This is a genomic window from Neobacillus drentensis, assembly GCF_036965245.1.
Taxonomy (GTDB): domain Bacteria; phylum Bacillota; class Bacilli; order Bacillales; family Cytobacillaceae; genus Neobacillus; species Neobacillus drentensis_G.
Map to the genome: position 1 here is coordinate 1 of NZ_JBALPG010000011.1, position 10,702 is coordinate 10,702.

A 10,702-nucleotide genomic window follows, 5' to 3' on the forward strand; every position below is an offset into this window, starting at 1 on the left:
GTAGGACGTTGCCAGGCACAGCCCCATTGGGGCTATTATTTTGTCTGAATTTACTGTGGCCCCTTGGTCAAGCGGTTAAGACACCGCCCTTTCACGGCGGTAACACGGGTTCGAATCCCGTAGGGGTCACCATATTTTAATAATTGTAAGACTATGCGCCCGTAGCTCAATTGGATAGAGCGTCTGACTACGGATCAGAAGGTTATGGGTTCGACTCCTTTCGGGCGCGCCATTAGTTTAACGGGAAGTAGCTCAGCTTGGTAGAGCACTTGGTTTGGGACCAAGGGGTCGCAGGTTCGAATCCTGTCTTCCCGACCAGTCGAAGGTTACAATTCAATAGTTTTGGCGGTGTAGCTCAGCTGGCTAGAGCGTACGGTTCATACCCGTAAGGTCGGGGGTTCGATCCCCTCCGCCGCTACCAATGATATTTCATGGCTTATGTTTTTATAATGGAGGAATACCCAAGTCCGGCTGAAGGGATCGGTCTTGAAAACCGACAGGCGGGTTAAACCGCGCGGGGGTTCGAATCCCTCTTCCTCCGCCATTAAATTACATTATTATTATCGCGGGGTGGAGCAACGAGCGTTGCTTCAATGAGTAATCTGCGAGTTGTATCAATCGAGCAGCTACTTGAATATGCTTACTGAGATTGATACAGTCCATGGATACTTTGGGCATGGATAAAACCTTATATTATTATTATCGCGGGGTGGAGCAGTTCGGTAGCTCGTCGGGCTCATAACCCGAAGGTCGCAGGTTCAAATCCTGTCCCCGCAATTTGGTCCGGTAGTTCAGTTGGTTAGAATGCCTGCCTGTCACGCAGGAGGTCGCGGGTTCGAGTCCCGTCCGGACCGCCATCTTTTACCTAGTAGGTTACCTACTATTAATATATAGATTTTGGCGGTTGTGGCGAAGTGGTTAACGCATCGGATTGTGGTTCCGACATTCGTGGGTTCGATTCCCATCAGCCGCCCCATTTAATTTTATATTAGTGGGCTATAGCCAATTGGTAAGTAATCACACTTTGACTGCGACATTCTTGGTTCAAATCGAGTTAGTCCAGCCATCATAGTTTTTTAGTGCGGGTGTAGTTTAGTGGTAAAACCTCAGCCTTCCAAGCTGATGTTGTGAGTTCGATTCTCATCACCCGCTCCAAAATGGGCCTATAGCTCAGCTGGTTAGAGCGCACGCCTGATAAGCGTGAGGTCGATGGTTCGAGTCCATTTAGGCCCATCAAAAAAGGTGCCAGATTCTTAATGTGTTAACGCATTAAGAATCTGGCATTTTTTTATAGCACTATAATAGCAGCGGGATTGCTTCGTGAGACACGCTTACTGAATCATAAATTCGGACTAGCAATCTATAGTTTTGTCGTAGGCTTTCTATTTGGCTGGTTCATGAATCTTTGGTTTATCTTAGGATTCCTGGGCGACTCTACCTGGTTGACATTCGTTTCAGCCTACATCGCAAGCTTATATTTCGATTTAGCCCACGCACTATCCAACGTGTTCTTTTTAACTCTGTTCAGCACAAGCTGGATACGCATCCTAAACAGCTTCAAACGAAAATATGCTATTCTAACTTAAAGTTCATTAGTATGTTATTTAGGGTGTCAGGCACCACTTATGGACACTATCACAGTTTAGGGATGGGTGCTTTTATGGAATAGGCGACTGATTTCTCTGACCGTCTGATTTCACTCTATTTGCATATAACTTTATAAAATCTGCCAAGAATATTAAATAAAGAAATCTAAGGAGTGGAAATTTATCTGTTTCTAGTTTAAAACTGTAAAGAGGACTAAGATTTTTTAGAGTTAATAGAAAGAAGGGGACATTCGTGGCATACAGAATTAAAGATAGTATGATTTCAGAAACGGAAATTAAACAAAGAGTAAAGCAACTAGCAGAAGAAATTGAAAAAGATTTTAACAATGAACCAATCTTTCTCATCGTTGTTCTAAAAGGATCCTTTGTGTTTGCCGCTGACTTGATTCGCGAGATGAAGGGGAATATTAAAGTCGATTTCATTTCAGTCTCTAGCTACAGCAACCAGACAGAAACAACTGGAAAGGTAAAGCTTTTAAAGGATTTAGATACCGATATTACGAATCAGAATGTAGTTGTAGTGGAGGATATTATCGACAGCGGACTAACCTTGCATTTTTTGCGGGACCATTTGAACATGCATAAGCCAAAACAAATTAAAATTTGCACACTCCTAGACAAGCCGGAAAGAAGAAGAGTGGAATTGCCTGTTGATTATGTCGGCTTTGTGATTCCAGATGAATTCATTGTGGGTTACGGGATTGATTATGCAGAAATGTATCGAAATTTACCATATATTGCAACGGTAGAAGAGTATTAGGGCTTCAAAAAAAACAAAGGATACCGCATAATAACGGTATCCTTTCACTTATTTATTAGCTTCCTTTATCACTTCCACTCTTTACGAGAAGTTATCTCTAGGCTGGGATGTTCTAATGCCTTTGGATAATTATTCCTTTAACAAGACGTTCGGATGGGTTGTCGATCAGTTGGGTATCTTAGCAACTCACTCTGCCAAACAAATCTAACGTTTGATTGAAATTGCGAACAGTGCCAGGCACTGTTCGCTTTCAACTATTTAAATTAATGCTAAGTTCGTATCTAGTAGTCCAACCTGAATGAGACCATTGAGAATACCATCATTAGAAGAGGAAGTTGTGATGACATTCGCTGCTGCCTTTGCTTCAGGAACCGCATTACCCATAGCAACTCCCGTTCCAACCATCGTCAACATTTCCAAGTCATTCAAGCCATCGCCAAAAGCAAAGCTGTCCTCTTTGTTAATATCTAAGATCTCTAGCATTTTACTGATACCGACCGCTTTTGAAGCCCCTTTTGGAAGGATATCATAGGCATTATCATGCCATTTAACGAAATTGAAATCGGTGAATTGGTCAAAATACATTTGTGCGTCCTTTCGGTTGCAGTAGAGATGCCCTTGATAAATGGGCAAATGTATAAAATACTCTTTATCCACTTCAGGATAGGGCATCATTAAGGAATCAAAACCAGCTTCGATAAACGGATGATTGCTTTTACTAACCTTATAATCAAGGTGGCTGCAATATGCTAAGGCATGACCGTTGTTAGCTGTCATTGTCGTAAGGGTATGCAGCATTTCAGGGTTAATCGGATTTGAGAAGATTTCTTTTCCTTCAAATACAACATATTGTCCATTCATCGCTACATATGAATCAATTTTTAGTTCCTTTTGAATCCAATAAAACATGTTCGGTACACGGCCAGTGGCAATGACCGTGTGAATACCTTGTTCTTGAAGTAAACGAACAGCTTTTTTAGTGGAGTCTGGAATTTTCTTTTCATCATTTAATAAAGTTCCGTCAATATCAAAAAACACAATTGGTTTTTTCATTTTATACACCTCCGTTAAATACAACACCGTCGTTACGCTTGGCGGGTCCCAATCACGCCGACTGGTGTTGTATCGTCTTACACGAACTAGCATATTTTATGAAACGCGTTTCAGGTCAAGTGATTTGATGAAAGTTTTTGTTAAGGGTGGTGGAAAACTTTAAAAGAGCCTTTAACTTGCGGAAAATCCTGCTTTACTTGCGGTTAACCCCCTTACTTACGGATATATCCACTTTACTGTTGTCTTCTCCTTTTTTCTTGAACTTTCAAGAATCTTTTCCAAGCAAAAAGACTTGGAATCCAATTAGGGCTCCAAGTCTTGTGTAAAATTCAAATCGTGTGTAAGGCACTATCAAATTTTATACAGTTTGACGTTCAATTAATGTCACGGGAATTTCTTGATAGGAAGCCTCGTTATCAACTATTCCTTGCAAAAATAGCTTCCTTCCCATCTCCACTAGTGGAATGTCAATCGTTGTGATGTTCATCATTTTTGCGATCGGCTGATTATTGAAACCAATGAGGGCGAGGTCACCTGGTATTGAAATGTTTTGCTGTTGAGCACAGGTGACAATACCTGCTGCTACTTCATCACTTGTAATCAGCAAAGCTGTGGGTGGATCAGTCATTTGTTTGATCCGCGCGATAATTTGTTCACCATCCTCAAAGTTCAGGTATTGCTCAAAAATATAACTAGGGTTATTTGGTAAATGATAATCTTTAAGAAAATCCTTATAAGCCATTGCTCTAAATTTACTATTTGAGCCTGATTTTCGGCCAATACTATAGCCGATTTTTCGATGGCCTTTATGATATAAGTATTCTAACGCAAAAATAAATGTTTTATAGTGGTCGACATATGTGGAGGCAATATTTTTTCCTCTTGTATCTTCACATAATACAATCGGACCATAAGGTGTAAATTCTTCAATTGTGGACCAGCAGCAGATTCTTGAACAAATAATTAACGTATCAATCTGTTTTTGTTTAAGCATTTGCAGGGCTTCGAGCTCTTTAGACTCTTCGTAATTGGACTGAAATAACACTAGCTTATAGTTATTTTCTAATGCTTCAATCGCCATCCCTTTGATTAATAGGGCAAAATAAGGATGGTCGATGAAAGGCACAACCACACCAACAAGAAATGTTTTTCCCATACTTAAATGGATGGCATTTATATTTGGCTGATAATTACTCTCCTGAATGGCTGCTAAAACCGCGTTCCTTTTTTCCTCACTGACATATGGATGGTTATTAAGCACCCGTGATACTGTTGTGACCGAAACGCCAGCCATCTTAGCTAACTCTCTAATGTTTGTCATATGATCACCATTTTTTCAATGTTGCTTAAATAGATTATAGTACAAAATGAAAGGAATCCATACAGTTTATAGCATGATTGCTTCAAACGCCGCGGTGGTGTTATGTGTACTATACCTGTACAGGGTATAAAAATGGCACATACTATAAAGACTAAGGAAAGAAAAGGATTGTAAAGGGGCTAATGTTGTGAAGAAGTGGGTCCGTATTATTACGATATTCATCTGCATCTGTTCTATTGTTCAAACTAATGCTTCTGCTAAGATGATAAAGAGAAAGCAAATTGAGCCAACAGGGCAAGTCATTTGGGATGTGGCAACGAATAAAAAGGTTATTGCTTTAACGTTTGACGATGGACCAAGCCCGATCTATACACCACAAGTTCTTGCTGTTTTAGAGCAGTACGGTGCGCATGCAACCTTTTTTTAATTTGGAAATAGAATGAGGCGTTATCCTGACATTGTTGAACAAGTGGTGGATGCTGGCCATGAAATAGGCAATCATTCCATGACGCATCCATATGAAAATAAGGTTGGTTTTCAAAAGATGCGCGACGAAATTATTAAAGCTGATCATATTATTCAAAGATATCAGCCCAACCATTCTAAGTTATTTCGTCCGCCGGGAGGATATATAGACAGTGCATTATTACAAGAGGCAAGAAAACAAGGTTACAAAGTAGTGTTATGGTCTTATCATCAGGAATTAAAGGATTGGTCCCTGCCAGGAGCAAAGGTCATGGCTGATCATGTCATTCGCCATGCCAGGAATGGCGATATTATTCTCCTGCGTGATGGTGGCGGCAATCGAAATCAAACCATTGAGGCCTTAAAGATCTTTTTGCCGGTACTAATAAAACAGGGATATGAATTTGTAAGTGTATCAGAGCTGCTTTCTAATAAGGAATAACTCACACACCACCGTTGTATCTAGAATTTTTAAATACAAATAATCACCTTCAATGTGCCTGACACCATTCGTGGACACTGTCCTTCTCAGGAGGACAGTGGAATCCCAGTTACATTCTGAATTAAAATACAAGATAAAAAGGTGCCTGACACCACATGCATAATTGCATTGGTTTCAGGCACTTTTTTTCATAAAAAAGGCTGTGTTAAACTTGTGCGCTCCAGGCGCTTCCGCTTTTCTATTTAATTGCAATGCTGACTTTTAGTCGCTTTCCTTTGATTGTGGCATTTTCCATGGCTTGTAGCACTAGTGAGCCCTTTCCATTTAGAATATCCACATAGGATAAATGGTCTTGAATCGTAATAATGCCAATATCTTCAACTGTTATTCCCGGTATTTTCGCGATGGTCCCAACGAAATCGACCGCACGAATCTTCTTCTTTTTGCCGCCGCTGAAATGGAGTTTCATGATATCTTGGTTGATGCGGGCCGTTTTATTATTCCTGACCACTCGGCGGCCGCTGATCTTTTCTTCGAAGGCCGCCTTTCCTCTAGCAACTTCCTGTGGTTTTGGTGCCTCTATTGAAGGAATCTCAAAGCCAATATATCTTTCAATCGCTTTAACGAATTTTCCTTCATAAGGCGTGCTAAACGTAATGGCCTTACCTTTATTTCCAGCTCGTCCGGTTCTGCCTGTGCGGTGGACATAGCTTTCTTTTTCCATCGGTACGTCATAGTTAATCACAAGTGTCACGTTATCAATGTCAATCCCACGTGCAGCAACATCGGTGGCCACTAGGTATCGGAAATTCCCCATTTTGAACCCGTCCATCACAGCAAATCGATCTTGTTGTTCTAACCCTCCATGAAGTCTTTCACATGAATAGTTGGATGCTTCCAATTCAGCGTATACAGTTTCAACGTGTTCTTTCGTTTTGCAAAAAATTAGACAGCTGTCAGGGTTTTCAACGACAGTAACATCTTTAAGCACGGAAAGTTTTTCTTCTTCTTTAACATTGATTAATCGATGGTCAATTGTATCCGTAGTAATGCCAGCCGTTTCAATCTCGATATGAAAGGGCCCTTTCATATACTTATGGCAGAGAGTTTCAACATCCTTCGGCAATGTAGCGGAAAATACCATTGTGACTCTGTTGGATGGAAGTACTTTTATTATTGCTTCGACTTCATCGATAAAACCCATATTCAGCATTTCATCCGCTTCGTCGATAATAAGATACTGAATTTGGCTTAAATCTAGCGTTCCTCTATCGATATGGTCGATGACACGCCCTGGTGTCCCTACGACAACATGGGTTTTTTGCTTCAATTCTTCCTTTTGCTTCGAAAAAGGTTCTTTCCCATAAACGGCCATTGCTTTAATTCGTTTAAACCTGCCAATATTCGTCATATCATCGCGAACTTGAACCGCGAGTTCTCTAGTAGGAGTGAGAATTAAGGCCTGTGGCTTTTTTTCTTCCCATTCGATCATCTCGCATATAGGTATCCCAAAGGCTGCTGTCTTGCCGCTCCCAGTTTGGGATTTTACGATAAGATCGTGCTTTTCCAATGCTGAAGGAATCACTTCCCGTTGAACCTCTGTAGGTGCTTCGTATTTTAACACCGCAAGCGCTCTTGTTATTTCATTGCTTAAAGGGTATTCTCCAAAACTTCTTTCACTCATGTAGGAACCTCATTTTTTTATATTATTCGACTCATCTATAGGATTTCTCTGAAAGAAACATCATATGCAAAAGCTGAATAGGATTCATTATACAGGAAAAGCCGAACAAATCGGCTCTTATTCCAAAATAAAGACTATTAATAAAACTTTATTAAAATGTCCCGGTTTTAATAAAGAAAAATCAAGAAACACAAAGACATCCACAAATTACCAAATGGTGCCTGACGCCGTTTTCAATATTTTCAACTTATAAACATGACATTTATCATGCCCAGGACATGATACTTGCTACTAACATGGACAGGATCCTTTCGTTATAATTCGAATTAACGACACGTAATGGAAAGGAAATCGAATAAAATGACCTTACAGGATACGAAGAATTTGAAGAAACAAATTACTCCCTTTGAAAAATCAACTGCTAAGGAAAGTGTTTGGCAAATCATTAATACGGTTGTTCCGTTTATAATCTTATGGTACCTTGCTTACTTAAGCCTTTCTGTTTCTTATTGGTTAGCATTAGTACCCGCCGTGTTAGCTGCAGGCTTTTTGACAAGGATTTTCATCATTTTTCATGATTGTACCCATCATTCCTTTTTTAAGAACCGCCGTGTCAATCGAATAACTGGCACATTTATGGGGGTTTTAACGCTATTTCCTTTTGATAAATGGGGACATGAGCATTCCGTACATCACGCGACAAGTGGGAACTTAGACAAACGCGGAACTGGAGATATTTGGACACTTACCGTGGATGAATATATAGCAGCACCACTTAAACTTCGTTTAGCATATCGTTTTTATCGTAATCCGGTCGTCATGTTTGTTTTAGGACCGATTTATGTTTTCCTTTTAAAAAATAGATTTAACCGTAAAGGTGCAAGAAAGAAAGAACGCATGAATACGTATTTAACTAATGTTCTTATCGTTGCGTTGATTGGGTTGCTTTGTTGGGCAGTCGGCTGGCAGTCGTTTCTTTTAATAGAAGGCTCGATTTTCATGATTTCAGGAGCAGCAGGCATTTGGCTATTTTATGTACAGCATACTTTTGAGGATTCCTATTTTGAAGAAGATAAAGAATGGGAATACGTGAAAGCAGCAGTTGAAGGCAGCTCATTCTATAAGCTTCCAAAGGTTTTGCAATGGCTCACAGGTAACATTGGCTTCCACCACGTCCATCATTTAAGTCCAAGAGTGCCTAACTACAAACTTGAAGAGGCACACAACAATACGAAGCCATTACAAAATGTACCGACGATCACTCTTGCTACAAGTTTTCAATCACTCCGGTTTCGCCTTTGGGATGAAAAAGCCAAGAACTTTATCAGCTTTAAAGACATTAAATCTGTTGCTAAAAAAAGGATTTCTGTTCAAGCAAAACCTGAACTATAACTTCACATCAACGGGAGACTCCGCTTAACTTCACGTTTATCAGATAAGGAGAGAACAATATATGATTCGAATTGTCATTGCTGAGGATCAGGAAATGCTGTTAGGAGCAATTGGTTCCCTCCTCAATTTGGAAGATGATATGGAAGTAGTCGGGAAGGCGGGAAATGGAGAAGAGGCACTGACGCTTGTCCACCTTTTAAAGCCCGATGTTTGTCTCATGGACATAGAGATGCCTGAAAAGAGTGGGTTAGAGGCAGCAGAAGCATTAAAGCCATATGGCTGCAAAGTCATCATTTTAACTACATTTGCCCGGAATGGCTATTTTCAGCGGGCATTAAATGCGGATGTAAGAGGGTATTTATTAAAAGATAGTCCCAGTGAGGAGTTAGCAGGTTCGATTCGCCATATTATCAACGGAGAGCGAATCTATTCTTCTGAACTAATCGACGAAGAATTCAGTGAAACCGCTCCAGAACAAAACGTAATAGAATCGTTTGGAAATAGTGAAAGCACTAAGAAAATCGCTCATAAGCAATTTGGAACGGTCAGAAAGTATCTTTCATCGATATTGGATAAAATCAAGTTGCCTACGGGGTAAAATGAATACCATCTCAGAAAAAGTGCCTGTTGATCAGGCACCTTTTTCTTTTGAGAAGTATGTCATGTAATATCCATAACTTAAAGAAGGAAAAAACTAATCAAGAGTTTAATTAAAACCTTATCGCACAAATATAAATTTAATCTACCGTTTCAAAGACGATTTGTTTTTCCTTATCAACTTCTAATGCTGATACAATATAGGCAAAGCCATTCATTAAAAAATACATAACATTGGATTGTATCTGTTCACTTTCCCCTAAATAAGTATTTATAATAATGATGACAGAATACAAAATGACAAAAAATAATGCGATTTTATTAAAAATGGCCATTTAGGAACAACCCCTTTGTATAGGATGCTTATTGTAATCATATTTGCTTAAAGCCGGTCTTATGCAAATTGTCCGGAAATCTTCATTCATTCCAAATCCAATAGTTAAGAAAGGAACCTTGCCATGTCATTATCCTTTGATCATTTAGTCTTTTACTCGAATAAACCGGAAGAGGCTGTTCCTCTTTTAAAACAGAGAGGGATTCACGCTGTCAATGGCGGTCGTCATGAATGTTGGGGCACCTATAATTCACTGGCCTATTTTGGTTTAAGCTATATTGAATTTTTAGGAATTGAAAATTTGCCGGTGGCGGAGAAACAGGAAGAGAACCGTCTGATTAAGCATATTGTGGAGCGATTGGCACGGAAGAAGCAAGAAGGTCCTGCTAGAATCGCCATTCGCACAGATCATATTGAACAGTTGGCCGTAAAACTTCAAGAATCAGGGTTCATAGTGTTTGGCACGCTTTCAGGTGAACGAACGCGTGCCGATGGACAAGTATTGAAATGGTCGTTGCTATTCCCTGAAGCAGCAGATAACGAGCTGAAACTGCCATTTTTTATTCAATGGGAAAAATCGGATGGGGAAAGACGTTTAGAATTAGCGGAGCAGGGCTTAATTGGGTCGCACACGGTCGGAAATCCACAATTTGAGAGTGTCGGTTTTGTTGTTCAAAACTTAGAGCAAACTTTAGCGACATGGGGAAGAATAATTGATCTTAATCAGGGCGAAGAATTTGTAGATTCAGCCATCAATGCCCGGTGCAGGGAAATAGAATTGGCTGGAACGAAGCTGTTGTTTTGTACACCACTTGGAGAGGGAATTGCTGCAATGGTGTTAAAAGAAAAAGGAGAAACACCCTTCTTAGTAAACATGACCGGAACGGGTCAAACCGGACTTTTTAAAATACTGAATGGATTCTGGAGATTTCAATGAGGTGCAGAGGAAGATTATCTAAAGGAAAAGATAAACCTCCTGATTAAGGACAAAATTTTTAGATGACAAGCCAAAATGTCGTTAATAGGCTTTATTAAAGACAAAAATCA

The 10,702-nt window shown here is 39.9% G+C and carries 8 protein-coding genes, 10 tRNA genes and 1 pseudogene; 15 read left to right on the forward strand and 4 right to left on the reverse strand.

Going from position 1 to position 10,702, the window contains the following annotated elements:
• The first annotated feature begins 57 nt into the window (after positions 1 to 57).
• The 11 genes from V7150_RS03035 (at position 58) to hpt (ending at position 2,367) form a co-directional block, all read left to right on the forward strand.
• A tRNA-Glu gene (locus tag V7150_RS03035) sits at positions 58 to 132 on the forward strand.
• Positions 133 to 155: 23 nt separating this feature from the next.
• A tRNA-Arg gene (locus V7150_RS03040) sits at positions 156 to 232 on the forward strand.
• Positions 233 to 241: 9 nt separating this feature from the next.
• Positions 242 to 318 (forward strand) — tRNA-Pro (locus V7150_RS03045).
• A gap of 26 nt (positions 319 to 344) precedes the next feature.
• Positions 345 to 421 (forward strand) — tRNA-Met (locus V7150_RS03050).
• A 30-nt stretch (positions 422 to 451) separates the two neighbouring features.
• A tRNA-Ser gene (locus tag V7150_RS03055) sits at positions 452 to 544 on the forward strand.
• Positions 545 to 703: 159 nt separating this feature from the next.
• Positions 704 to 777, forward strand: a tRNA-Met gene (locus V7150_RS03060).
• 3 nt (positions 778 to 780) lie between these two features.
• Positions 781 to 857: transfer RNA gene (locus V7150_RS03065), tRNA-Asp, on the forward strand.
• Positions 858 to 900: 43 nt separating this feature from the next.
• Positions 901 to 976 (forward strand) — tRNA-His (locus tag V7150_RS03070).
• Positions 977 to 1,081: 105 nt separating this feature from the next.
• Positions 1,082 to 1,155 (forward strand) — tRNA-Gly (locus tag V7150_RS03075).
• Positions 1,156 to 1,159: 4 nt separating this feature from the next.
• A tRNA-Ile gene (locus V7150_RS03080) sits at positions 1,160 to 1,233 on the forward strand.
• 606 nt (positions 1,234 to 1,839) lie between these two features.
• A complete protein-coding gene (gene hpt, locus V7150_RS03090) occupies positions 1,840 to 2,367 on the forward strand; it encodes a hypoxanthine phosphoribosyltransferase (RefSeq protein WP_335513483.1) in 528 nt (175 codons plus the stop codon).
• A gap of 258 nt (positions 2,368 to 2,625) precedes the next feature.
• On the opposite strand, the gene V7150_RS03095 is transcribed toward hpt, so the two are convergent.
• Both V7150_RS03095 and V7150_RS03100 read right to left on the reverse strand, forming a co-directional pair.
• Complete coding sequence (locus V7150_RS03095; RefSeq protein ID WP_335513487.1) at positions 2,626 to 3,420, reverse strand: Cof-type HAD-IIB family hydrolase; 795 nt, start codon at positions 3,418 to 3,420, stop codon at positions 2,626 to 2,628.
• Positions 3,421 to 3,778: 358 nt separating this feature from the next.
• Positions 3,779 to 4,741: a LacI family DNA-binding transcriptional regulator gene (locus tag V7150_RS03100; RefSeq protein ID WP_335513488.1), complete on the reverse strand. Its 963-nt coding sequence runs from the start codon at positions 4,739 to 4,741 to the stop codon at positions 3,779 to 3,781.
• A 262-nt stretch (positions 4,742 to 5,003) separates the two neighbouring features.
• Here V7150_RS03100 and V7150_RS03105 point away from each other — a divergent pair.
• Positions 5,004 to 5,648, forward strand: a pseudogene (locus V7150_RS03105) (polysaccharide deacetylase family protein).
• A gap of 238 nt (positions 5,649 to 5,886) precedes the next feature.
• Here V7150_RS03105 and V7150_RS03110 read toward each other — a convergent pair.
• Positions 5,887 to 7,332, reverse strand: a complete 1,446-nt coding sequence (locus V7150_RS03110) for a DEAD/DEAH box helicase (RefSeq protein ID WP_335513490.1) — start codon at positions 7,330 to 7,332, stop codon at positions 5,887 to 5,889.
• 360 nt (positions 7,333 to 7,692) lie between these two features.
• On the opposite strand from V7150_RS03110, the gene V7150_RS03115 reads away from it, so the two are divergent.
• Together V7150_RS03115 and V7150_RS03120 are read left to right on the forward strand one after the other, a co-directional pair.
• The gene (locus V7150_RS03115) at positions 7,693 to 8,724 is read left to right on the forward strand and encodes a fatty acid desaturase (protein ID WP_335513492.1); all 1,032 of its coding nucleotides are present in this window, start codon (positions 7,693 to 7,695) and stop codon (positions 8,722 to 8,724) included.
• Positions 8,725 to 8,785: 61 nt separating this feature from the next.
• On the forward strand, positions 8,786 to 9,322 hold the full coding sequence (locus V7150_RS03120; protein WP_335513494.1) for a response regulator: 537 nt from the start codon (positions 8,786 to 8,788) through the stop codon (positions 9,320 to 9,322).
• Positions 9,323 to 9,461: 139 nt separating this feature from the next.
• Here the strand turns inward: V7150_RS03120 and V7150_RS03125 are convergent, their stop codons facing one another.
• Positions 9,462 to 9,656, reverse strand: coding sequence for a hypothetical protein (locus tag V7150_RS03125; RefSeq protein WP_335513495.1), 195 nt, complete (start codon positions 9,654 to 9,656; stop codon positions 9,462 to 9,464).
• A 123-nt stretch (positions 9,657 to 9,779) separates the two neighbouring features.
• On the opposite strand from V7150_RS03125, the gene V7150_RS03130 reads away from it, so the two are divergent.
• Positions 9,780 to 10,592: a VOC family protein gene (locus V7150_RS03130; RefSeq protein WP_335513497.1), complete on the forward strand. Its 813-nt coding sequence runs from the start codon at positions 9,780 to 9,782 to the stop codon at positions 10,590 to 10,592.
• Positions 10,593 to 10,702: the final 110 nt, after the last annotated feature.